This window comes from Sporolactobacillus sp. BBK16-2 (assembly GCF_059878335.1).
Genome location: NZ_CM187611.1, coordinates 925512 through 949252 on the forward strand (window position 1 = coordinate 925512; position 23741 = coordinate 949252).

Sequence of the window (23741 nt, forward strand, 5' to 3'; positions counted from 1 at the left end):
CAGATGAAGAACAAAGTAATTGGCATTTTGCAGGTTGCGGCGACGTTCATCGGGACCGTTGTTGGTGCCGGCTTTGCCTCTGGTCGCGAGATCATTCAATTTTTTACCCAATATCATTCGTTCGGTACGATTGGTGCAATCCTAAGCGGCGTGTTCATGACTTGGATTGGGACGAAAATGATGGTGTATGCAAAACGGTTAGATGCTTACTCTTTTAATGAGCTTCTTGCCGCTTTATTTGGCGAACGAATTGGGACTGTCATTCAAGCGTTGCTGTTCTTTATCATATTGGGCATGACCGGTGTGATGCTTGCCGGAGCAGGAGCAGTCTTTGGCGAGCAGCTTGGATGGGGCAGGCAATTCGGCATTGTGCTTGCTCTTATACTAGGCGTTCTATTTCTGATTAGGGGTGTTCGAGGCTTGTTGTTTGTCAACATGCTGGTTGTGCCTCTTTTGGTCGGTTTTGTCCTGGTTACTTTTTGGATAAACAAAGCCGGGGCCCAATTTTTTCCTGAAACCAGCCATATCCACTGGCTGTTTTCTGCGTTCAATTACTCAGCATTTAATTTGTCCACCGCACTTATTGTGCTTGTACCGATGGCGAAAGAGTTTAAAGATGAACAGGTGATTCGTCTTGGCGGCATTCTCGGAGGATGCGGGCTTGCGATGATTCTGCTTATGTCTCATCTCATGATGCTTGGTAGGTCCGATATCGGTTTGTTTGAATTGCCGATGGCAGAGATGGTGCGCCCGCTCGGAACATTAATGCATGCTGCATTTATCTGTGTTATTTTCGGAGAAATACTGACCACCTTTGTCGGCAATATTTTCGGCTTGACTCGCCAGCTGCACAGCGTATTTCCAACACTGTTCACAATTCGCTTTGCCATGCTGAGTCTGATCATCTGTACCTTTTTTATTGGACAATTCGGCTACGCATCGTTAATCTCCACGCTTTATCCTCTCTATGGCGCACTGTGTGCCGTGGTTTTTATCTATATGTGCTTCGTGCGCCTTCCTGAAAAAAAACACTGATTTTGTAAAAATTATGTTCTTTTATTGAAATAAATTTTTTACATTAGACATTTTTGAGTAAAAACTAGTTGCATTATGTAAAAGAATAAAGTAGGTTATTTATAGGCACATAAGTTTCTCTAGAGAAACTTATGTTCGCAGAGCGAAAAAAGGAGGAGTGTTATGTCCGATCAAGAACAGCAGAAGACCGGACTGAACCAATTCGAACAAAAGACTATGAACAAAAGACAATCTTCCGATGCGGTCGGTTCTGAACCGCACCCGCAATCATTTGAACAAGCTGTTGGCGGGGCAAGGGGATGGAGACAAATGCTTCCATTCATTGGCCCTGCTTTCATCGCGGCAGTCGCCTATATCGATCCAGGCAATTATGCAACGAATATTCAGGCAGGCTCGCAATTTGGCTATTTGCTGCTCTGGGTGGTGGTCATCTCCAACTTAATGGCAATTCTTATCCAAATGTTATCTGCCAAAATTGGAATCGCAACCTCACACAATCTTCCGGAAATTATCCGTGATCGCTGGCCGAGAAAAGTTTCGATCTTTTATTGGCTTCAGGGTGAAATCATGATCATGGCAACGGATCTCGCCGAATTTATTGGTGCGGCACTTGGCTTTCATCTTGTTTTTGGTCTGCCGATGATCCCATCTGCGATCTTGACGGCGATTTGTGCACTGTTGATTCTCATGTTTCAAATCAGAGGATTCAGACCTCTTGAAATGGTTATCGCCCTGATGGTTTTTATTGTTGTCATTGCATTCAGCTTTGAAATACTTTTTGCTTTACCGGAATTTAAACCATTTGTTCAAGGCTTTGTTCCTCAATTTCAAGGAACCGAGAGTGTGCTGCTTGCGGCAGGAATTCTCGGGGCTACGGTTATGCCGCATGCGATTTACATGCATTCGGGGCTGACCTGCCGGCGTGTTATTGGTCGGAACTCGGAAGAACGTAAGAAAATTTTCCGCTTTGAACTGATTGATATTCTGATTGCGATGATTATCGCAGGTGTGATTAATGCTATTATGCTTGCCGTCGCAGGATCCACTTTCTACGGCAAGGAAGTCATCGATGATTTAACCGTTGCTTTTCACGGATTCAGCACTTATATTGCACCGATTGCCGGTATTCTGTTCGGTGTCGGCTTGCTTTCTGCAGGCTTGTCGAGTTCATCCGTCGGTACACTTGCGGGTGATATTATGATGCAGGGTTTTATTCATAAACGTATTCCGGTCCTCCTGCGCCGTGTCTGCTCGATGCTGCCGCCGCTCATATTGATTATATCAGGGGCTAACGCGACAAAAGCACTTGTCATGAGTCAGGTCGTCTTGTCCTTCGGCATTGCACTGGCGATCATCCCGCTTATTGTGTTTACCAGCAATAAGAAGCTTATGGGCAAGCTCGTGAACCATAAGCTGACAACTGTCACTGCTTGGTGTATTGCGGCTGTCGTGATCTGTCTGAATGTCTTTCTACTTTATCAAACATTCTTTGGGTAGGATTTATTCAATGCTTTTGCACTGTGAGAAAACAGGTGTAAAGCAGTAAAAATTTTGTTCACAGGATTATTGAATTTGTGAAATTGACTTTATGACGGAAAATGACGTAAAATGAAGATTGTGAGATAAAAGCGATAGGCCACCTGATGAAGGTGCGACGGTTGTTTGTCGTTTGTTTATAATGTATCGGACATGTAAGTTGTCCAATAAATTCTTGGAGGTTATCGGTAATGGTTAAAATTTCCAAAGGCAAGTTTGAATTTCTCGAAAAATTGTCTGACAAAAACGGTGTGATTGCAGCATTGGCAATTGACCAACGCGGTTCTTTGAAGAGAATGATCGGAGCAGCACAAGGTAAAGATGCTACGGTTGAAGAACTGGCAGATTTCAAAACGCTCGTATCTAAAGAATTGACACCATATGCAAGCGCCATTCTGCTTGACCCTGAATATGGTATTCCTGCCGGCAAAGCACGCGCAGCTTCTTGCGGTCTGTTGACATCATATGAAAAAACAGGCTATGACGCTACGGAACCTGGCCGTATTCCTGACCTTCTTCCTAACTGGTCTGTAAAACGCATCAAAGAAAACGGCGGTACTGCTGTTAAACTGCTCGTATACTTTGATCCGGATGAACCCGATGAAATCAACGATGTTAAGAAAGCATTCGTAGAACGCATCGGCTCTGAATGTAAAGCAGAAGATATTCCGCTGTTCTTCGAAATCGTAACTTACGATGAAAAAATTACGGACAAAGAAGAATATGCTAAAGTTAAACCTCAAAAGGTTCTTGACTCAATCAAGGTCTTCACACAAGAACGTTATGGTATTGACGTTCTGAAACTGGAAGTTCCTGTTGATATGAGCCGTGTAGAAGGCGTTGGCGAAAACGCTCCTGTTTACACTGCTGAAGAAGCTAAGAACTACTTCCTCGAAGTTGACAAACTGACAACGATCCCTTACATCTGGCTGAGTGCAGGCGTTTCAACTGAACTCTTCCAGAAAACACTCGTGTTCGCTCACGATGCAGGTGCAAAATACAATGGTGTACTTTGTGGCCGTGCTACATGGCGTGACGGCGTTGAAGCTTACGGCAAGGGTGGAGAAGAAGGCGCTATTAAATGGCTTCGTTCTCAAGGTAAGGCAAACGTTGAAGAACTCAACGCAATCCTTGCTGAAAATGCAACTCCTTGGTATGAAAAATTCGGCGGCAAAGACAAGATCGAAGTCGTTGACTAATTTATTGCTCAATTAAAGAAAGCGCGGCGGAATTATTCCGTTGCGCTTTTTTTTATAAGTAAAGTATAGAGCGACCGAGCAAGGTCGTGCCTTATAGCGGGTGGGAAGCCCGTCGGAAAAAGAGCTAGCCACTCATCCGTAGCGAGTCTTGGAGAACGAAAGGCAACTTTGGTTTTTAAGCGTAGACAGCGAGCCAGTGGGCCGTAAGCCAAGTGGTTGAAGGGATTGAGCCTCGAAAACTTATGAAATGGGAATGCCGATGGCGTTATACTTCCAGAAGGCAACACGCCAGACATCGTTAAGGCAAGAGGTCTGGGGGTTCCCCGGGGTCAGAGACCATGGCACGCTGAGCATCAATAAGGTACGGCAACTCGGGAGATCCCAGCGGGTCTTTCGAAAGAAAGTATAGCGAACCAAGCAATCAAATGTAAGGACGTTAAATGTCTGCTGGGAAGTCGGAGGAAGCACATAGTACCCATGATATCGGGTAATGCCGGTTGAGGGAAGGTGTTTTCCCTTGTTTATGAATCTTATCTGGGACACATCGGCACACACAGAGGTGACAGTAGAGATGACTACAAAACAGGTAAGAATAGCAGAGCTAGCGAAGGAAAATCCGAAGATGGCCTTCACCTCTCTGGCTCATTTATTGAGCGTAGAGGAATTGAGGGTCTGTCACCGGGAACTGCAGGGAAACAAAGCAGCGGGCATCGATCAGATGACGAAGGCAAGCTATCAAGAACATCTTGATGAACACCTTGCCGATCTGGATAAGCGCCTGAAGCAGAAAAGCTATCGGCCGCTCCCTGTCCGGCGGACATATATTGATAAACCGGGAACAAAGAAGAAACGCCCACTGGGCATCCCTGCCTATGAGGATAAAATTGTTCAGCGGGGTCTGGCGAAGATCCTTAATGCCATCTATGAGCAAGACTTTCTTAACTGTTCCTTCGGTTTCCGCCCAAATAGGAACTGCCATGATGCACTTAAAGTCCTGAATGTCTTCATTGAAAAGAAGTACACGAACTACATTGTTGATGTGGACATCAGGGGCTTTTTCGATCATGTCGACCATCAATGGATGATGCGTTTTCTCAAGCTACGGATCAAGGATCCAAGCTTTCTGAGGCTCATTGCCCGTTTTCTAAAAGCGGGTTACATGGAGAAGGAAACTTGGCACGCAAGCGAACAAGGGACGCCGCAAGGCGGACTGATCTCGCCGATCCTAGCTAACGTCTATCTGCACTATGTGATTGACCTATGGTTTACGAAAGCGGTGAAGAAACAGTGCCAGGGACAGGCTTATCTGGTGCGCTATGCCGATGACTTTGTCTGTTGTTTTCAGTATAAACAGGAAGCCCAACGATTCTATTGCGATCTGAAGCGGCGCCTAGAAAAATTTAACTTGGCGCTTGCGGAGGAGAAAGCGAGGATCATCCCTTTCGGACGATTCGCTCAGGAAAATGCCAAGAGAAATGGAAACAGGAAGCCAAAGACTTTTGACTTCCTGGGATTCACCCACTATTGTGGGCAAAGTAAAAGCGGACATTTTCGAGTCAAGAGGAAAAGCAGCCGAAAGAAAGTGGGTGCCAAACTCAAAGCCTATTCGCAGTGGCTGAAAGGCCATCGGACCCAAGAGATTGACTTCATCATGGATCGGCTCAAGAGGTCATTGACCGGCTATTACAACTACTATTGTATCACCGATAACAGTCTAAGCGTGAGCGCTTTTCGATTGCAGGTGATTCGGTTGTTGTATAAATGGTTAAACAGAAGGAGCCAGAAACGATCGTTCACATGGGAAAAATTTAATCAATTTCTCAAACGCTTCCCTCTGCCGCAACCGCGAATCAAGGTCAATATTTATCAACTTCGGTCGGAGCTGAGCTACATTCTGTGAACCATGAACAAGAAGAGCCGTGTGCGTAAATAGCGCACGCACGGTTCCGTGAGGGGACAGAAGATGTGAATCGCTGTCCTACTCGACTGATTTTTGATAAAACAAAAGGTTGTGAACGAAACGCGCAGGTGTGAGACGCTTGCGGGTGCGGCTCTGTTGATCGCACGAGGCCCCGCAGATTCCTGCCTGTCTGAGGAGGTTCGCAGTGCGCCAGCGGCAAGTGAGTAATCGAAGCGACGATTCAGCACCAGGCAGTGCCCAGTAGTTTTTCTTGGTATCAAAATAGAGTCAGCAAAAGATAGAATTAGGGCAATATAAGTTGAGACTGATTGACTGGGTTTCAATGCAAATGAAACCTAGATGATGCAGTGGGAACAACGATCATATGCTTTGTGATTAAAAAGACTCTGGGAGTTTCTATGATTACAAAGAAAATCACTGTTGACCCCTCATTTTTAAAATAAGCAACGAAAGATATCTTTCAGTAAGAATTGGGTGGACTAGGAAATTGTTCACATCAACGAAAGGGCATGTTATGATTTCTCTATAAGTTCAGTGATGCAAGCATCCCGACTAAGAAAAAAAGATGACCTGTTCGAGGTGGCCAGTTCAAGCTGTGCTCAATAACTAAGATGAATCTACGAGGAAAAGGGAAGAGATCATGAAAAAGAAAATTTTACTGACGATCGGCAGCATTATTGTTGTGCTTTTTGCTGCAGGGGCAGGTTATGTTTGGTGGATGTATCACTCGGTTGCGTCAACAGCTGGCGATATGTATGAGACAGCCGGCGGCAAGGGCAACCACGATGCGATCACTCAGAAAAAACCGATAAGTCTGCTTCTATTAGGCGTCGATGAACGTAAGGGAGACCGCGGGCGTTCGGACACTATTATCGCAACAACGTTAAATCCGACAACAAAAACGATGCAGATGATTTCTATTCCGCGTGATACACGAACCGAAATTGTCGGTCGCGGCACAATTGATAAAATTAACGCTGCGTACGCGTACGGCGATACAAAGATGGCGGAAGATACGGTTCAAAAGTTTATAGGCGATATTCCATTCGATTTCTACATAAAGATCAATATGGAAGGCATGAGCGACCTTGTTGATGCGGTCGGCGGGGTTACCGTAAATAATAAATTGGATTGGCATGATGAGGGCTACTATAAAAAGGGTTATCACTACGCGCGCGGCAACATTACTCTGGACACAGGGGCAAAAGCGATGGGCTATGTACGGATGCGTCATCTGGATCCACAAGGAGATTTCGGACGGAATCAGAGACAACGTGATGTGATCATGGCCATTGTCAATAAAATGGCTAATGTGTCATCGGTATCTCGCTACTCACAGATTCTCGATGCGCTTGGCAGCAATGTGAAGACGAACTTGACCTTTAATGATATGAAGAATCTCGCGTTTAATTATCGTGATGCGCGCAAGCATTCGATTGATTATGAAGTAAAAGGACAAGGACAGAAAATTAACGGAATCTATTATCTTGTTGTTGGTTCTGCTGAAAAGCAACGCGTTCATGATATGATTAATGATCAACTGAATAACTGAAATTCAAAGTGAAACAATAGTGAAAACGGGAAGCCTTGAGCCATGCTATGCTCTGACTTCCCGTTTTTTTATGTAGAAGAATCATGCTCCCATCTTCTTAGCAAATAAGCGCTTCATATTGGCGATTAGTTCACTCAGGTTTGTGCTGAACAGTAATTTATTTCTTTTGGATTCTTTTGCGAGTTCTTCTTGGTTTCCAAGGACAAAGATCGTTAACTTGGGAAACTCATTTCTCAAATGCTTTAGTAAACTAAAGAGGTTGGTCGCGTGCTTATTTGTACATAAGATGGCAAGATAATGTGCCTGTTTTCTTTGAATTTGATCTTGTATTATGCCTATTTCATTAATTTCAGGAAGGAAATCGGTTTTCCAACCGCTGATTGTGAAAAGATCATCCATCAATTTTGCTCGTGTCAAGCCGCTAAAGGATTCCAAATTTGCGATAACAATCTCGCCCATATCGGTGTTCGGAAGCTGGTGCGTTATTTTCAACATTTTCCAGCTGAGCAATCTTAAGATCGTGAAAGCAGCGACCATATAATCTGCTTGCAAAAAGCGATTCAGTAAAAATCCTTTTTGCACTTCATCCAATGAACGCTCAAAAAGCTTCACAAATACATCCTCAATACGCATTCCGTCAGACAGTGCATCGAGGCAATCAACTGCCCTGACACTGTCGCCCTCAATTAAATACTTAACGTAATCGTTCCATGTCTGCCTTGCCTGCAACACCATCTCACTGCTATCCCAGCTGGTGATCGTTTCGACAGTAAGAGACAGGTCGCTTGGGAGTTGGATGACCTTGCCGCTGTTTTCAAGCTTAACATGCGGTAAGATGTCAGAACCTGATGAATTAGCAAGAATAAAGCCCTTCTCACCGCTTGTCAATAAAACATGGGTCGCAGGAGGGAAAATGTGTATGAAATTAATAAATAAATAACAAATTTTTAAATCAAACAAATCATTGTTATAGCTGTCATTTAGGATGATCTGCATTGCTTTTGTTGTGTGCATCGGTTTTCTATAGGATCGGCTCAACGTCAATGCTGAATATACGTCAACAATCATCATCAATTTAAGATCACGGTCAGATGGTTTCACATGCAGGTGATCCGGATAACCGCTGCCGTTTAACCGTTCATGATGAGAACGTGCAACTCGGCACGTTTCTTCAGGAAAATTCATTCGATCGAGTAATTCACAGCCATCCACGGTATGCTGCGTTATTTTTTCATACTCACGTTGAGTAAGTTTTCCGGTTTTCAATAAGATTTCAATTGGCGTATAGAGTTTGCCAATATCATGCAACAGGGAACCGAGAAGAAATTCCTGACTTACCCGCCAATGAACATGCTTAAAGTAGAGGCTTGTTAATACAAAGACGTCAAGTGAATGGATATAGCAAATCGGATCCCACTGTTTCAGACAGTCCAGTAGAAAACGAACAGTCGGATTTGAGTAGAATTTCAGATAAAGTGATTGGAGCCATAGGTATGAAGTTTCCGAATGCAAAATTCTTCCGTAACGTAATTCATCAGCAATTTGAGCCATTTCATTTTGAAACCGTTCAGTAAGCTCTTTCCGTTCATGAGCAGTCATTCGCGACTTTGGTGTAAATGTATTTCGAAACGGTGCGATCGAAGGGCCATCGAAAATGGCTACGGCACTCACTTTTTTTCTTTTAAGATAATTAATAAGCTCAGAAGTGATCAACATTCCCGTTCTAAAGAGAACAGAGGAATTTATGTAAATATCCTTGGCGAGAATGCTTCCGTCCTTCAAGTTCTCAAGCTTTACGACTTTTGGCATAAGTGCCGTTCACTCCCGTTCAATAGCTCCTAGGAAAAATCAGGATACGTTCCGCGGTAGACAGACTAACGCGATAGTCATTACAAGAGGCGGTACCTAATGTAAGAATTAAAGAGACTGACTATATTAGTGTTTTTTTCGACAATAAGTTACAAATAATATTTTAACAAGTGATGTCAAAAAACGGAAGTGAAAATTATTTGATACTCATATACGATTGAACTTTTCAATAGTAAGATAGGAGTCTGACAATGCATTCACTTGTAATCTGTTGGATTAGGTAATAATGCCTATTAGCATGGAGTCGTTCATAGGTTTGCCGCACCGAATTTAAGAAACTACTTTAATTCAGCGCGAAAATAGCCGATAAAGAATGAGAATGGTATTAGAGCAGCGGAAAGGGTTGACTTACATGGATGTGGCAACAGTCATCGGCTTGCTGGTCGGATTGCTATCTTTACTTGTTGGATTTTTACTTGAAGGCGGAGAGTTAGTTGCGTTATTAAAAGTCACCGCTTTTCTGATTGTAGTCGGAGGCACAATCGGAGCGGTGGTTGTTAGCTTTCCGGGAAAGATTTTGGCAAAAACGCCGTTTATTTTAAAATATGCATTTACAAAACCTAAAGAACGCCAGGATGATACGATCATTGAACTGATTAATCTTGCCAATATATCCAGACGTGAAGGTTTACTTGCTTTGGAAGGTGAGCAGCAGAAGTTTGAAACAGATGCGTTTATGTCGAATGGTATTCAGATGGTCGTCGACGGTGTAGACTCCGATGTTATTGACGACATATTGAATCGGGACATTGAACTTTATGAACAAAAAATACTCTCCATTGCCCGCATATTCGAATCTGCCGGCGGTTATGCGCCGACAATGGGCATCATTGGAACTGTTATGGGGCTTGTACACGTTCTCGGAAGCTTGGAAGATGCCTCCGCACTTGGCCCGGCAATTGCTGTCGCATTTATTGCAACACTTTATGGCGTGGGCAGTGCGAACGTGATTTATTTGCCTATTTACACGAAGATCAAAAATAATTTAGCCAGTGACATTTTAATCCGCCAATTGAAGACTGAAGGAATATTGTCTATTCAGTATGGAGAAAGCACGATGATTTTGAAGAAAAAACTTTATGCTTTCCTAACAGAAGAAGAATCCCGAAAGGTTGAACAGAAACTGACGAGCGGATCTGGCAGCACAACCGCAGATCGGGAATTCCAAGAAGCGGGTCAGCCATGAGCAAGCCAAAAAAAAAGCGGTATACTCGGCCGGAAGAATCAAGTCATAATTCGGAGCGTTGGCTGATCACTTACTCGGATTTGATCACTTTGTTATTAGTCTTTTTCATTGTCATGTTTTCGATGAGCAGTATTGAAAACCAGAAATTTAATGCGCTTGTCTCATCTCTGAAATCATCATTTCAAGGGGATTCAATTCTTCAGGGCATCGGCTATCCGAGTGCGGATAAAGGCCAAACAAAGCCGAGTGTGCCGCTGGTCAAAAAGTCACAGTCCATTAGCGATTCGGAAAAACAAAAGGACAAAAAAAAGCTGGATGCGTTGTACGTTCAATTGGATCAGTACATCAAGAACAATCACTTAAGCCCGGACGTGTCGCTTACGGAAACGCAGCGAGGTGTGCAGCTCACTTTTCGTGAAAAGATTCTGTTTGATCTTGGAAAAGCTAACTTGAAGAAAGATGCTAAATCAGTATTGGCACGGATTGGCAACATTCTTAATAGTGTACCGAACGAGGTCAGTATCGAAGGGCATACGGATAATACTCCTTTTCGGGATCAAGGCAGGCCCATTCGTTCGAATTGGGAATTATCCGGTCTGCGGGCGCAGACAGTCATGAATTATCTGATCACTAAAGACGGTCTCGCACCGCAGCGCATGCATTTTGTCGGATATGGTGAATACCGACCGATCGTAAAGAATGATACGGCGGCGCACAAGGCGATGAATCGACGTGTGAACATTGTTATCGTCCGGGAAGAGCAGCAAGATTCCGATTAAAAGTATTGAAAAACATTGATTTATCTGGTAAATGATTGCAACATGGTCTGCCAACCGATATATTATATGCATGGGGAATTTTTCAATATACATAATGGTATAGAGTTGAGGGTGGGCGGAAGTGAAAAAAATTTGGCTGATTTTGGTTTGTGTGCTGTGCCTCGTGAGTGTGGTGGGAGGTAAATGGTATTGGAACCATAAATTGGATCGAATAACATTGCAGGCTAAAAACGATACAGCTAGTATCGAGGGACTGAGTGCTGATCAATCGGAAACATTGATCGAGAAGAACATTGCAAAATTACCAAAAGAGCTGCGGAATGCTGCCGAGAATGCTTATAAGAAAAACGGACAAGTTCGGATTGTGATGATCGGCAGCAGCAATGAACAAGCTCTGGCACTATTGCTGCAAAAGCAGCTCGATGATACGTTTGGAGAAGGCTTTTTCCGAGTAACCGTTCAGGATCTGGGAAAGTCGAACTCGCTTGTGCTGAATCAAGCGAAGCTTGGGGATTTGATGAAAAATGTGAATGGAAGCCCGGACCTTGTGATGTATACTCCGCTTATCTATAATGACGATCGTCAAGTAAGTACAGATGATACGGAGACAGTGGCCACTCTGCTGGCTGAAAAAGTAAAAAATAAGTATCCCAAAGCTGCATTTTTGGTCAATCCGCCAAACTATTCATCAAAGCAGCCTTATATGAATGATCGAATCGACCAGATGAAAACATATATTCAGAAACAGAAGATAGCGGTGCTTAACTATTTATCTGAATGGCCGAAAGGATCAAAACGTGCGAATGCTGTTGGCGATGACGGACACACGATGAATGTAACCGGACGAGAAATATGGATTGACTATATAACGAAACAATGGCAGCTAAAATAATGAAATCAAATAAATCACCAGTGAATGGCTTTCACTGGTGATTTTTCGTTTCATTAATAATGTTGACTTGTAATAAGAGAGGCACAACGTAGATCGGCCGTTTATTAACGATTACTTTTTTTAGCCACTTGCCAAACGCGAGCAACATTAGAAATCGTACGGACTAGATTGATGCGTGCGTCTTTTAATGCCTGATCAAGGGAAACGGTACCGGGAACAATCGCCACACTTTTTTGAGGCCTTCTCGTATGGATTGTGCAACCTCAAGTGCGGATAAACTTTCTTTAAATGAGTCCGGTGCGATGACTATCTTTTTCTGTTTCATCTCGATCCTTCCTTTGTCTACCTTTTTTCTTCATTGTAGCAGATTTAGTGATTACCATAGCTTAGAACACTATTTCCGGGGAAATGACAAAATAAGACATCTATTCCATGAAAAAGAGATTCCGCAAAATCATCGGAATCTCCTAATTTCTTTAAAGATTATTTTAGATTACTACTCAACTTTCGCACCCTAATTTGGGCAGATAAACCTTGATATAGTTGGGTAAGCTCTCAATCCATTGTGTCAGTTGACGAGTAACCCATTTTTTTATTGACTTTTTTGTTTTTGTTATGGCGTCATGAAGAATATCCATGAGCTGCGTCAGTGCTACAGCCCAATCCAGTTCATTCATTTCGTCACAGAGTTCATAAAACATACCACCAAGGGTTCGATTATCTGTACTGCAACGGTTTTGCCAAGACAGGAGAATAAACCTTGTAAAGACAATGGTTGTGTGGCTAATCAGCAGATCGTACGATCTGCCTTGGAACTCTTTTTGAAGCTTAAGAAAAGACTTCGTTGCTTTAAAAAATAATTCAATATCCCATCTCATGCCGTACGTACGAATGATTTCCCGTTCTGTAAGTGTGCAGTCGGTACTTAAGATGGCTAACCATTCACTTTGTTTATTGCGGTTTTGAACGAACACCACTTTGACTGGGACTCCATTAGCCATTGTGGTACGAATAGAGCGCAAAATTTCTTTGTGACCGGTTACGGACTTCGACAGTCGATACAGCGTTCTTAATCCAACCCATTGAGAGCCTACTCGATAACGCTGATTCGTTGGTTTCACCATACCAATAACATCGATACCTTGATCGGTCAAATCCTTGATCAAAGGTTGTTGAGTAAACCAGCTGTCCATAAGAACATAGGACGCATCAATTCCGTTCGACAAGGCTCGTTTAACCATCCCAGGGATTTGTTCAGGAGCTGTTTGTAAAGCTTCAATTCGTCTTTTATAGCCGGAACAACGCTTATCAAGCGTCGAATCGATATCATTAATTTTTGCCTTTTCTTTGCTTGAACTAAGGAGTGAAAAATCAATGGGCAGGAACGTTGATCCGTCTGACCATCCTAATGTCAGCATACGAAATCCTTTGTAGTGTCTTCTCTTGGCATGGTCAAAACAATGAGCCAAAAGTTCGACGCGCTTACTGCGGTCGCGATAAAAAGATGAATCATCCAGAATGAGTACTTTAGTGTGGCAGGTGCTCGTCAAACGGCTGACTTTCATAATCGTGAATACGCTTAGTGCCGTCAGGAAGCGGCGCCAGGCAAACTTCGGGTAGTTTAAAAAACGATAAACAGCATCCTTGCCTGGTAAGTCATCTGCTTTATTACTCTCCAGTAAACGATACCAATTTCTTTGGGTAAAGATCAGACGAAAAATAAGCTGAAAAAGATAACCACTGGAAAAGCCGAAGGCTTTTTGAATTCCTGCCTGACGTAAATGTTTTAGAATCTTCAACTCATCGAATTTTGCTTTTATTTCTAATGGTAGTTGATTATTTTGACCTTTTTTCGCTATCATATAGAGGGCACCTCTTCTGTTTGGTAGTGTATTTCGTCAAAATCACTATACCAAAAGTTGAGGTGTCTTTCTATTTTGTCAAGAAACATAATGAATAGGCCACAAAGTACGTTATATCAAGGGTTATTTCAGATTTTTACTCTGCGAAAGTTGAGTTACTATTATTCTCTGCCATAAACGCTTCAATTTCATCGGTCGTGCGCGGAAGGCCGGTGGTAAGCACTTCAGAACCATCCTCTGTAATCAGCAAATCATCTTCAATGCGGATGCCAATGCTTTCTTCGGGAATATAGAGTCCGGGTTCATTGGTGATGATTTCACCCGGAACCAGCTCCATTTCGCGATAAGGACCGACGTCATGCGTGTCTAGTCCAAGTGAATGGCTGACTCCGTGGAAGTAATACTTGCGCAATTCCTCAGGTGTTTTAATCAATCCGATTTTCATGAGTTCCTCAGTGTAAAACTCGATTGTAAATCGGTTCAAGTCCATGAAGGCAACGCCTGGCTTTGCCATTTTCGTTATTTCTTGGTTACAACGTAAGACAATGTCATAGATTATTTTTTGGCGAGGCGTAAACCGTCCGTTTACAGGGAAAGTATAGCTGATGTCGCCATTATAATAGTTGTACTGAGCGCCAAGATCGAGTAGCACAAGATTTCCATCAGCGGCAGTGCCCGTGTTTGCCGAATAGTGAAGAACGGTACCGTTAAACCCACTGGCGAGAATGGTTGGAAAAGCAAATTCGGTGCAGCCGCTGCTCTTTAATACGAAATTAAAATAAGCCTCCAGCTCAAATTCTTTCATGCCGGGTTTGGCATTCGCAAGCACATTTTTGATTCCGTCTGCAGTAATTTTACCTGCTTTTTTCGTTAGTTCAATTTCCTCAGACGTTTTAACAATGCGGAATTTGCAGATGACCGGATATAGGTTGTGAATAGTCAGGTATGGATAGGTGACAGCGGATTCAGCAGCAAATTTGTTTGACGGCTTTGCTGGAAATTCCCATGATTTTGTCTCAAGATCCGCGTACAAATGGTTGCACACACGACTGTCCATAAATGACCGGATGTACGTGTCAAATTTGTCTAGAAGTTCAATGTTCTGAACACCGGAGGCTTCTTGTGCTTCATTAGGCGTAATGGTTTCGCCAACCCATCTGGCCATCCACGGATCAGCACGCTCAATAAATAGTGTCTCTTCAATTTCACCGCCGAATTTTGCTGCAACGAATATTACTTTTGGCTCGGCGATGCCGGTCATATAGTAAAAATTGCGGTTGGGATAGAAAGGATAGCTCTCATCTGCAGACTGATGTGCCGCTTCACCGGCAAAAAGAACAGTCAGCGATTGATCTTCCAAGGTTTCATAAAGCTTCCTACGGTTCCGAATAAAAAAGCTCTTCTCCATGTGGATCCTTCTTTCATTAAAAGTTTTTCCATTATTATTCTATCATTATTAGCTAGTCTTCACCGAACCTTAGTCGAAGGCGAAGACTTAGTTGCAACGGCCATCGACGGCCTAGTGTCCGGTGAGCCGCAGGACGCACTTTCGCAGGATGCGATGGCTTTCGCGTTGTGTACAAGGACGTACCTTAGTTAGCGAACGTTCCCTTATTGGCGGACCGCTTATTCTAACTTCCGCTAATCTTTTACGATTTTATACTTTCTTTTTGTAGAACGCCAAGATGTCGTCCGCATGATTTCTTGGTTAAACGGTATCATTTTAGTGATTATGCTTCCATTTAAGCCAAATGATTTTCGAAAAAAATTGGGCATGTCCGACCACATTGCGCTTCCACATTCTTCGCGGTTCCAGTGCCATGCGGAACAGCCATTCAAGATTCAGCTTCCGCATGATTTTCGGCGCCCTCGGCTTTACTCCGGATGCGAAATCAATAAAACCGCCAACGGCGATTCGAGCTAACGGTTCAAGAGATTCGGAGTTGCGGTCAATAAATTTTTCCTGCAGAGGCATGCCCATACCAACAAGTAAAATATCCGCATCCGATTGATTAATCGTTGCAACCATCTCTGATTCTGATGAAAAATAGCCGTCATGAGTACCGGCAATGACTAAATTCGGCAACTGTTCAGTAAGCTTTTGAGCAGCAGTCTGAGCGATATGCTGCGAAGACCCGAGCAAATACACCGACCAATGGTTCTCAGCGCATTTTTGCAGCAGCAGGGGAATAAGATCCGTTCCATTTAAATTTTCTTCAAGGGAGACGCCCCAAAGCTTTGCTCCTAATTTGATTCCGATGCCATCGTTAAGCAAGTAATCTGCACGATTAAGAACCTCGTTATAATTGCGGTCTTTTTGAGCAATATTATAGCCGTGGTCATTTAGAAAATATAAGTTCATGGGTTTACGATCCATAATGCGGTCAGTAAATACATCCGTAAATTCCTTTTTTGTGTGAAATTCATTCATACAAATCGTACCAACTTGCTTTTTTTCATTCATAAATTGATCCCATCCTTAAAATAAGTGAAGCAATCATATTCATTTTGCCTTTTTTGCTATTTTTTTAATCCTATTAGAGATTCCAACTGTTACTTTGAATCATCAAAAAAATACCGAATTTGATGCGTAGGGCTTCTAATATTGTAAACTAATTTTAACGGATTGTGTTGTTTGTTTAGATATCGTAAAGTTACCAGTGGTATTGTCTTTACAATGTGGTATAATTCCGTATAAGAAAGCTTAAAAGATTGCTATCTTGTTGGACACGAATCCGAATTTATTGATAAGGGCGGGGCTGAAACGATGGTCTATGTGACGTTCTTGATTTGTTTTCTTGCTGCGGTTGCTGTAACACCTCTTGTTAGGAAACTGGCGATTCGCATTGGCGCGACCGATCTTCCGAACGCCCGCAAAGTACACAAAAAAATAATGCCGCGAATGGGCGGCTTGGCTATTTATTTAGCTTTTATTATCGGTATGCTGATCATGTGGCCGGACAGCAGTTTTACATTGCCGCTGATTATCGGCAGTGTGATTATCATTATTACAGGCGTACTTGATGACATGTATTCGCTGTCGCCAAGGGTAAAGATTGTGGCCCACTTTTTTGCTGCTTTAGTAATTGTCAACAGCGGGATCAGTGTCACATTTATTAATCTTCCGTTTAACGGCGTGCTGCATTTGTACTGGCTCAGTATTCCACTGACCTTGCTATGGATCATGGGCATTACGAACGCGATCAACCTAATTGACGGTCTTGATGGTTTGGCTGTCGGCGTATCGAGCATTGTGCTTTTAACGATCGCCGGACTATCACTGACAGAAGGAAACTTTTTCGTTTTTACGGTGAGCGCGATCCTGCTTGGAAGTACGCTGGGCTTCTTGCCTTATAATTTTCATCCGGCGAAGATTTTCATGGGAGACACCGGCAGCTATTTTCTTGGATATATTATTTCCGTTCTTGCGTTGCTCGGATTTAAAAATGTGACTTTGTTTTCACTCGTTGTACCAATCATTCTCTTAGCGGTTCCGATTTCCGATACGTTATTCGCAATCATCCGTCGATTGGTAAATAGAAAGCCGTTAACAGCACCGGACAAGTCACACCTTCATCACTGTCTGCTTCGCTACGGGTTTACCCAAAGCCAGACTGTGGTTCTTATTTACGGGATGAGCGCGATGTTTGCTTTAGCGGCAATCCTGTTCTCGACATCAACTTTGCTCGGTTCGTTGCTTATAATCGTCAGTGTCATGCTCGTGATTGAGCTGGTTGTTGAAGGTGTTGGCCTCGTGAGTGCGAATTACAAGCCGCTGTTGAACACATATAAGCGTCTGCTCAGCATGGCTAAAGTAAAATAAGAAAAATAGATTAAAAAATGGAGCGGTTCATATGAGCCGCTCCATTTTTTTAAAAGCTTGTATTTTTAAGTGCAACACTTAGAAAATTAAAGGACTCATTGCTGAGTCTTCTCTGTAAAATAGGGTTTGCGAGAAATAACTGAAAACAACGGAAAACCGCAAAGAAGTTTGGTTCATGCGTTATAATGAGTCAAAATAAGAGAATATCGCACAGTCCCCGAGCTGAACCGGGAGTTAGATTAGGTTCAAAACTTATTAGACGAAGAGGATATAGATATGAACAAATGGATCAAATTATTCATGGTTTCAGTCCTTGCCGTAGCGAGCTTATTGACTATAACATCATGCAATACAGCAACAATTAAAGTGGGTTACACGCCTTTAAAGACTGCCGAATCCACTCGTAACGTGGTTGCTACAGGTAAATACGCCCTTTATACGAAACCCGGCACGGTAAAAGGGGCTAAACTAGTGGCTTCCAAGAACCAAATGGAAAAATTTGCTTCTTATACTCGTGCAGATGCTGACTATCACGAGTTTCGTCGGAAGAACCCGGCTTATAAGGGTTCAACTTATTATTTCCGTGCCTACGGTTATAAGGTAACCCACACCGGTTCCGTTTATTATCGTGTCGTGACGATGAATGGTAAATATCGGGGGTACGTCTATGGGGGCAAAAAAGTCGGTTCATTTGCTGGCGGAGTTAAAAGAGCAGCGACTACCCAAGCCACAACAATTCCTGCTAACTTTAAGGATTACGTCGGGGTTGTCATTCCAGGTACTGTTTGGAATTATCCTCCCTACACGCAATACAAGACTAAGAGATTAGGTAAAGTAAACTGGACCATTCCAAGTCTGGCTAAATTTAAAGTCATTAAGGCTGTAAAACGGACTCGTGAACAAGATATTTACTACTACCTTGAACCTCAAAATAGCCCAGCACCTCCAAATTTTCCATTTCTTACTCCGTCAGGAGTTCGGATTAATAAAAAATCTCAATATATCCAAGTACCTTCAGGTTGGGTCAGTAGCCGTTACGTTATTTCTTACAGTGAAGTTGAAAGCAATGAAGGTATTATTGATAATTGATCACTCTAATGCGTCATTACATGTTACTCATCAATGATCAAATAAAAATGAAGTTGCTTCATAAATAGTCAAGTTTCAGAATTAAAAGATGGATCATTAATTTTGAATGTAGTGCTCCAAAGGGACAGGGCAGTTCGAGAATGTGTCAAAATGAGCCCAATAAATGAGTCTAAGGAAAGTGGTAGGGTAGAAATTGGAACTATGCATCATTCAATTTAAAGAGGCTGTCATAGTCAACTTCTTGACTATGACAGCCTCTTTAATAAGTGGTCTTTATTTTATTATTGATTACTGCTCGTACCATCGGATGATTCATCGACCAATCCGGAGCTATCGGAGGCACCACTGCTGCTTGATGTACCGGACGTTGCTGATCCGCTGCTTCCGGAATCACTGCTGCTGTCGCTGCTTTCCGCTGTTGATTCATAATTTAATTGCTGTTTAAGATCAGAGCGAACTTTATTTAAATAGTCATCATCTAAGGCAAAATAGTATACTCCGGAGCTCATATCGTCTGTACCCTTCAGCTGAAGGGATTTGATTTCAGAAAGAGAGCCCGCATATTGACGTAGGCTGAGCAATTGTCCGAACGTCAAGTTTGTTTCAAAATTCTTATCGAGTGAATCAATGACTTTACTGTATTTAGTTACAGAAGAAAGCTTTGCACTTTTCTTCACGATTGCTTCAATCATCGCCATCTGACGTCTGCCGCGGCCGAAGTCTCCTCCTGCCCCCGGCGACTTGCGGTTACGAACGAGAGACAGGGCCTGTTCGCCGTTAAGCAGCTGTTTCCCAGGCTTCAGGACGATGGCGTCTTTACCGGTTTTATCTTCGCTGTTCTGCGTGCGAAGCGCGACTGGGACATTCATTTCAACACCGCCAAGGGCATTAATGATCTTAACGAACGCAGCGAAGTCCACTTGGACATAATAGTCAACCGGAACCTGGAATAAATTCTCAACGGTAGCAATCGTGTAATCCGCGCCTTGGTTGTTATTGGCGTCGCCATAAGCATGTGCATGTGTAATTTTAGAAATGCCGTAATCGCGCGTGTGCGTCGGATCTATGATCTGAACTTTCGAATCACGCGGAATGCTCACCATATGCACCTCATTCGTTGAGTGATTGAAGGTGGCTAAAACAAGGGCATCGGAGCGGCTTGGCTCATTCTTTCGTTTATCAATTCCCATAAATAATATGGAAAAATCATCCTTTACGGGGTCAACTTTTTCTGCGCGAAGATCAGATTTATTGCCTCGTGTAAGTTTATTTTGTGCATGGCTTGTTACATTTTCAAGTTTTTTCGTTAAGTAATAGCCATATGCTACGCCGCTTCCGACTAGAATGAGAAGAACAGCTGATATGATTATAATTATTGTTTTGCGTTTTCCATGTTTTTTCTTCTTGTAGTTTTCTGATCTGCTCAATGCCATCTTCGACGTATTCTCCTTCAGGTTTTCAGTCTTTCACAGATAGGTGCACGTTTCATTCATTTTTTTCTACGCAATTCTCATTGTATAGGCCAATTGTCATGTTTTTTTACAATAGCTTTATTTTACCTAAGTCTTTCTGTTCCATCAATGTTAAATCCGCGTTTTTTCGGCAAAATTCGCAAATCGGAACTAAAGAAGGCTGAATGCCTGTTTTCTGTTCGCTAACAACAGGATGAAGCAGAACTTAATCATTATTTGAAAGCTCACCTGGGTTTGGAAGTTTCTCCTGTAAGTACAATTCATGTGATTTATCGGTTTCTGCCTGGCCGTTTGTCAAATCGGTCACCCAATTCAAAAATGCTGGACCGTCATCCTGATTTGTGTACAAATCGAAACTGACCTTGTCACTATAGCGTATATTCTTAATGATGTATGCGGATTCGCGTAATTTATTTTCCAATGTGCCGCTCAAGTGATAATCAACAGTCACAATCCACTGATAGGAAGGGACCTGTTTTACAACCTCCGCAGCATTGAGCCCGGCACTTGTTGCATGGGCATATGCCCGGATTAATCCGCCGGCACCGAGTTTAATGCCACCGAAATAACGAGTGACCACAACCAGCACATTACAAATGCCGCGTCGCTTTAATACATCAAGAATCGGAACACCTGCAGTTCCGCTCGGTTCACCGTCGTCGCTTGCCTTTTGAATTTCTTGCTTCTTTCCTATGATATAAGCAAAACAATTATGATTGGCTTTCCAATGTTCCTTGCGCACGTTTTGAATCAATTGTTCCGCATCGGTCTCGCTTTCTACCGGATGAACGGCACAAATAAATCGAGAACGCTTGATCTCAGTTTCAATCAGAGCGGCTTTCCCGACTGTAACATAAGCTGTTAATGTCATTTTCGGCTCCTTTCATTTAATCCTTTGAATCGATGCCGTAGCTGTCTTTTCATCTGTTTAAGATTTTGCTGCTGGTTAAGGAGACGGACTATGTCATTCACTCAATCAAAGTGAACCAGGAGCATATAATGATACACTTTTACATTCGACAAACAACGACACGGTTGCGTCCGTCATTAAAGAAATGCCATGAAAATCGAGAAAAGGTACATAGAGATATGGTAATATTTGCACTTGTCATTTGTTTATCAGTAAGAAAGAATGGGTATAGACACTTTTAAAAGAAATTATATATGAAATTGATTGATTGTGCTTTACTGTTTCCTATATTATGAAATTAATTATATGGGACAAAGAAGATTGAGTCGTGAATTAGTGCATAATACCTATATGCAGATAGGTACAAGGTGGCTAGCACGTTCGTAGTGGTTCGGCTACATTTGTTATGGAGGGAAATTATGTCAACCAGCAGACCAATCAAGACAGAGCTTGATGTCAAGCATCTTGATAAAATTATCAATAGCATGATTGATAATGTGAGCGACAGCAAATCTCAGATTTTCGAGATCGGCGAGGAATCGCGAAAAGAGCATGACGCGCTGGTTAAAGAACTCCAACTTGTAAAGCAAGAGTTAAGAGGAATCATTGATCGAAGCGACACACTCGAGATTGAAGCACGAAAATCGAGAGGTCATTTAGCCGAGATCAGCAGAGCTTTTAATCAGTACGGGGAGGAAGACATCCGCCACGCCTATGAAACGGCGAATTCCATTCAAAACGATCTGTCAATTGTTCGTGAGATGGAACGGCAGATGAAGAAAAGACGTGACGAGCTTGAACGACGCTTGATTCAATTAAAGGCGACCATTCACAAAGCGGAAAGCTTGGTCGGGCAAGTTACGGTTGTATTGAATTACTTGACGAGCGATCTGAAGCAAGTGGGCGACGTCATCGCCAGCGCAAGGGAGCAGCGCGCATTTGGGCTGAAAGTCATTGAAGCACTAGAAGAAGAAAGAAAAAGACTTTCTCGTGAAATTCATGACGGACCCGCCCAGACACTTGCACAGGTGCTGCTTGGTCTCGATGTGGTCGAACGTGTCGGGCAAAAAGAAGGAATGGCGGCATCGCACGAGGAATTGCAAAAGTACAGGGTCATGGTACAAGGCGCCTTGGCCGAGGTTCGTAGGATCATTTATGATCTTCGTCCAATGAGCCTTGACGACCTTGGGCTTGTGCCGACACTGCAGAAATACCTTCACCGAGTGAACAGCGATTATCCTTCTCTAAGTATCCATTTTGATAGTATAGGGAAGGAGAAAAGACTGCAATCTAGAATTGAAGCCGCTTTATTCAGGTTAATTCAGGAAGCGGTTCAGAATGCCTGTATTCATGCGGATCCATCGCACATCAGTATTAGAATTGAATATAGAGAAAATAAAGTACTCATTCTAATTACGGATAATGGCACAGGATTTGATCAGTCAGTGAAGAAAGAAGGAAGTTACGGGCTGATCGGCATGAAGGAACGCGCCGAATTATTGGATGGTGAATTGATTATTCACTCAGAAATCGGGCAGGGAACCAAAGTGCTCATCAACATACCGATTCAGCAGGAAGACATGCTTAGCGAGTAACACAGCAGAAGTGGCGGATAGGGCGAGTCCCAAACCCTATCCGCATGGCTACAGTGAAAAAAGAGAGGTGAAAAACTGTTGCGGCACGGGATATGCGAATAACGACTGTTCTCTTTAGGGTTGTGAATCTAGCATTTTTTCTTATTATCTGGCAGCCTTTATTATAACGAGAGACGTGCACCTAAAGATGAGCATGAATGAAATCGTTTGCTTAGCAACAGAGATAATCGTGACAAATGTGCGACCGAAAGTGACAACGATTGCTTTGATTGACGATCACCGCCTTTTTCGTGAAGGCGTCAAAAGAATTTTGGATATGGAAAGCGATTTTGAAGTGGTAGCCGAAGGTGATGACGGCAGTACCGCTGAAAAACTGATTGAGGAATCGGATCCCGATGTTGTGTTGATGGATATTAATATGCCGAAATTGAATGGTGTTGAAGCAACGAGACAGCTGATTAAAAATCATCCTGGTCTTAAAGTCATCATTCTTTCGATTCATGATGATGAAAGCTATGTTACCCATGTGTTGAAATCCGGTGCACTTGGCTATTTACTGAAGGAAATGGATGCAGATTCGATGATTGAGGCCGTTCGGATTGTTGCACAAGGCGGTGCTTACATTCATCCGAAGGTAACCCATAACCTTGTTAACGAATTCAGAAGGCTCGCAACTCAGGGCTATTCCACAGAGCTTTCCGGCTTCCGCGATCTTGAATACCGGCCGCCGCTACATATCTTGACTCATCGTGAATGCGAGGTATTGCAGCTGATGGCAGACGGCAAGAGTAACCGAGCGATCGGTGAACATCTCTACATCAGTGAAAAAACGGTGAAGAATCACGTAAGCAACATTCTTCAAAAGATGAGTGTAGAGGATCGTACGCAGGCCGTTGTCGAAGCGATTAAGAACGGTTGGGTAAAAATATATTAAGAAGAAAAACGAGAGCCGTTCGCGGTTCTCGTTTTTTTAATAAAGGCGATGTAGGTGTTTAAAAAATTTTATGATCTTGAAGGATAT

At 42.9% G+C, this 23741-nt stretch carries 18 protein-coding genes and 1 pseudogene; 12 read left to right on the plus strand and 7 right to left on the minus strand.

Annotation, left to right across the window (positions count from 1 at the left end; genetic code table 11):
• The first annotated feature begins 3 nt into the window (after positions 1 to 3).
• The 5 genes from AC6F33_RS04620 to AC6F33_RS04640 all read left to right on the plus strand — a co-directional run bounded on the left by AC6F33_RS04620 (position 4) and on the right by AC6F33_RS04640 (position 7243).
• Entirely contained in the window at positions 4 to 1035 is a 1032-nt protein-coding gene (locus AC6F33_RS04620) for a YkvI family membrane protein (RefSeq protein WP_500777830.1), read from the plus strand.
• A 216-nt stretch (positions 1036 to 1251) separates the two neighbouring features.
• Positions 1252 to 2532, plus strand: a complete 1281-nt coding sequence (locus AC6F33_RS04625) for an Nramp family divalent metal transporter (protein WP_500778138.1) — start codon at positions 1252 to 1254, stop codon at positions 2530 to 2532.
• 230 nt (positions 2533 to 2762) lie between these two features.
• Entirely contained in the window at positions 2763 to 3770 is a 1008-nt protein-coding gene (locus tag AC6F33_RS04630) for a tagatose 1,6-diphosphate aldolase (RefSeq protein WP_500777831.1), read from the plus strand.
• Positions 3771 to 4293: 523 nt separating this feature from the next.
• Positions 4294 to 5670: a group II intron reverse transcriptase/maturase gene (ltrA, locus tag AC6F33_RS04635; RefSeq protein WP_480947509.1), complete on the plus strand. Its 1377-nt coding sequence runs from the start codon at positions 4294 to 4296 to the stop codon at positions 5668 to 5670.
• A 661-nt stretch (positions 5671 to 6331) separates the two neighbouring features.
• On the plus strand, positions 6332 to 7243 hold the full coding sequence (locus tag AC6F33_RS04640) for an LCP family glycopolymer transferase (protein ID WP_500777832.1): 912 nt from the start codon (positions 6332 to 6334) through the stop codon (positions 7241 to 7243).
• An 81-nt stretch (positions 7244 to 7324) separates the two neighbouring features.
• Here AC6F33_RS04640 and AC6F33_RS04645 read toward each other — a convergent pair whose 3' ends face one another.
• Positions 7325 to 9052 (minus strand): HD-GYP domain-containing protein, encoded by a 1728-nt coding sequence (locus AC6F33_RS04645; RefSeq protein WP_480947630.1) that lies wholly within the window; start codon positions 9050 to 9052, stop codon positions 7325 to 7327.
• Between the two features lie 412 nt (positions 9053 to 9464).
• Between AC6F33_RS04645 and AC6F33_RS04650 the strand changes: the two genes are divergently transcribed.
• From AC6F33_RS04650 to AC6F33_RS04660, 3 genes are all read left to right on the plus strand, one after another.
• Complete coding sequence (locus AC6F33_RS04650; RefSeq protein WP_255747512.1) at positions 9465 to 10298, plus strand: flagellar motor protein; 834 nt, start codon at positions 9465 to 9467, stop codon at positions 10296 to 10298.
• The gene (locus AC6F33_RS04655) at positions 10295 to 11077 is read left to right on the plus strand and encodes a flagellar motor protein MotB (RefSeq protein WP_500777833.1); all 783 of its coding nucleotides are present in this window, start codon (positions 10295 to 10297) and stop codon (positions 11075 to 11077) included. The genes AC6F33_RS04650 and AC6F33_RS04655 overlap by 4 nt, the downstream gene beginning before the upstream one ends.
• A gap of 121 nt (positions 11078 to 11198) precedes the next feature.
• On the plus strand, positions 11199 to 11969 hold the full coding sequence (locus AC6F33_RS04660) for a hypothetical protein (RefSeq protein WP_500777834.1): 771 nt from the start codon (positions 11199 to 11201) through the stop codon (positions 11967 to 11969).
• 223 nt (positions 11970 to 12192) lie between these two features.
• Here AC6F33_RS04660 and AC6F33_RS04665 read toward each other — a convergent pair.
• From AC6F33_RS04665 to AC6F33_RS04680, 4 genes and pseudogenes are all read right to left on the minus strand, one after another.
• A pseudogene (locus tag AC6F33_RS04665) lies at positions 12193 to 12294 on the minus strand (glycerate kinase); the annotation flags it as partial.
• Between the two features lie 175 nt (positions 12295 to 12469).
• Positions 12470 to 13831: an IS4 family transposase gene (locus AC6F33_RS04670; RefSeq protein WP_500777835.1), complete on the minus strand. Its 1362-nt coding sequence runs from the start codon at positions 13829 to 13831 to the stop codon at positions 12470 to 12472.
• 136 nt (positions 13832 to 13967) lie between these two features.
• On the minus strand, positions 13968 to 15239 hold the full coding sequence (locus AC6F33_RS04675; protein ID WP_500777836.1) for an aminopeptidase P family protein: 1272 nt from the start codon (positions 15237 to 15239) through the stop codon (positions 13968 to 13970).
• A 315-nt stretch (positions 15240 to 15554) separates the two neighbouring features.
• Entirely contained in the window at positions 15555 to 16295 is a 741-nt protein-coding gene (locus tag AC6F33_RS04680) for a WecB/TagA/CpsF family glycosyltransferase (protein WP_480947625.1), read from the minus strand.
• Positions 16296 to 16598: 303 nt separating this feature from the next.
• On the opposite strand from AC6F33_RS04680, the gene AC6F33_RS04685 reads away from it, so the two are divergent.
• A complete protein-coding gene (locus AC6F33_RS04685) occupies positions 16599 to 17654 on the plus strand; it encodes a glycosyltransferase family 4 protein (RefSeq protein WP_480947624.1) in 1056 nt (351 codons plus the stop codon).
• 276 nt (positions 17655 to 17930) lie between these two features.
• Positions 17931 to 18743: a hypothetical protein gene (locus tag AC6F33_RS04690; protein ID WP_480947623.1), complete on the plus strand. Its 813-nt coding sequence runs from the start codon at positions 17931 to 17933 to the stop codon at positions 18741 to 18743.
• A gap of 281 nt (positions 18744 to 19024) precedes the next feature.
• Here AC6F33_RS04690 and AC6F33_RS04695 read toward each other — a convergent pair whose 3' ends face one another.
• Both AC6F33_RS04695 and AC6F33_RS04700 read right to left on the minus strand, forming a co-directional pair.
• Positions 19025 to 20176, minus strand: a complete 1152-nt coding sequence (locus AC6F33_RS04695; protein ID WP_255747503.1) for an LCP family protein — start codon at positions 20174 to 20176, stop codon at positions 19025 to 19027.
• Between the two features lie 244 nt (positions 20177 to 20420).
• Positions 20421 to 21086 (minus strand): YigZ family protein, encoded by a 666-nt coding sequence (locus tag AC6F33_RS04700; protein WP_255747502.1) that lies wholly within the window; start codon positions 21084 to 21086, stop codon positions 20421 to 20423.
• Positions 21087 to 21544: 458 nt separating this feature from the next.
• Here AC6F33_RS04700 and AC6F33_RS04705 point away from each other — a divergent pair, with 458 nt between their 5' ends.
• Positions 21545 to 22720: a sensor histidine kinase gene (locus AC6F33_RS04705; protein WP_500777837.1), complete on the plus strand. Its 1176-nt coding sequence runs from the start codon at positions 21545 to 21547 to the stop codon at positions 22718 to 22720.
• A gap of 193 nt (positions 22721 to 22913) precedes the next feature.
• A complete protein-coding gene (locus AC6F33_RS04710) occupies positions 22914 to 23654 on the plus strand; it encodes a response regulator (protein ID WP_255747694.1) in 741 nt (246 codons plus the stop codon).
• Positions 23655 to 23741 lie beyond the last annotated feature (87 nt).

Excerpts from the sequence above, each read along its gene's own strand:
- AC6F33_RS04620 (WP_500777830.1), top strand. The coding sequence starts at position 4 with ATGAAGAACAAAGTAATTGGCATTTTGCAGGTTGCGGCGACGTTCATC.
- AC6F33_RS04625 (WP_500778138.1), top strand. The coding sequence starts at position 1,252 with ATGAACAAAAGACAATCTTCCGATGCGGTCGGTTCTGAACCGCACCCG.
- AC6F33_RS04630 (WP_500777831.1), top strand. The coding sequence starts at position 2,763 with ATGGTTAAAATTTCCAAAGGCAAGTTTGAATTTCTCGAAAAATTGTCT.
- ltrA (WP_480947509.1), top strand. The coding sequence starts at position 4,294 with ATGAATCTTATCTGGGACACATCGGCACACACAGAGGTGACAGTAGAG.
- AC6F33_RS04640 (WP_500777832.1), top strand. The coding sequence starts at position 6,332 with ATGAAAAAGAAAATTTTACTGACGATCGGCAGCATTATTGTTGTGCTT.
- AC6F33_RS04645 (WP_480947630.1), bottom strand. The coding sequence starts at position 9,052 with ATGCCAAAAGTCGTAAAGCTTGAGAACTTGAAGGACGGAAGCATTCTC.
- AC6F33_RS04650 (WP_255747512.1), top strand. The coding sequence starts at position 9,465 with ATGGATGTGGCAACAGTCATCGGCTTGCTGGTCGGATTGCTATCTTTA.
- AC6F33_RS04655 (WP_500777833.1), top strand. The coding sequence starts at position 10,295 with ATGAGCAAGCCAAAAAAAAAGCGGTATACTCGGCCGGAAGAATCAAGT.
- AC6F33_RS04670 (WP_500777835.1), bottom strand. The coding sequence starts at position 13,831 with ATGATAGCGAAAAAAGGTCAAAATAATCAACTACCATTAGAAATAAAA.
- AC6F33_RS04675 (WP_500777836.1), bottom strand. The coding sequence starts at position 15,239 with ATGGAGAAGAGCTTTTTTATTCGGAACCGTAGGAAGCTTTATGAAACC.
- AC6F33_RS04680 (WP_480947625.1), bottom strand. The coding sequence starts at position 16,295 with ATGAATGAAAAAAAGCAAGTTGGTACGATTTGTATGAATGAATTTCAC.
- AC6F33_RS04685 (WP_480947624.1), top strand. The coding sequence starts at position 16,599 with ATGGTCTATGTGACGTTCTTGATTTGTTTTCTTGCTGCGGTTGCTGTA.
- AC6F33_RS04690 (WP_480947623.1), top strand. The coding sequence starts at position 17,931 with ATGAACAAATGGATCAAATTATTCATGGTTTCAGTCCTTGCCGTAGCG.
- AC6F33_RS04695 (WP_255747503.1), bottom strand. The coding sequence starts at position 20,176 with ATGGCATTGAGCAGATCAGAAAACTACAAGAAGAAAAAACATGGAAAA.
- AC6F33_RS04700 (WP_255747502.1), bottom strand. The coding sequence starts at position 21,086 with ATGACATTAACAGCTTATGTTACAGTCGGGAAAGCCGCTCTGATTGAA.
- AC6F33_RS04705 (WP_500777837.1), top strand. The coding sequence starts at position 21,545 with ATGTCAACCAGCAGACCAATCAAGACAGAGCTTGATGTCAAGCATCTT.
- AC6F33_RS04710 (WP_255747694.1), top strand. The coding sequence starts at position 22,914 with ATGAATGAAATCGTTTGCTTAGCAACAGAGATAATCGTGACAAATGTG.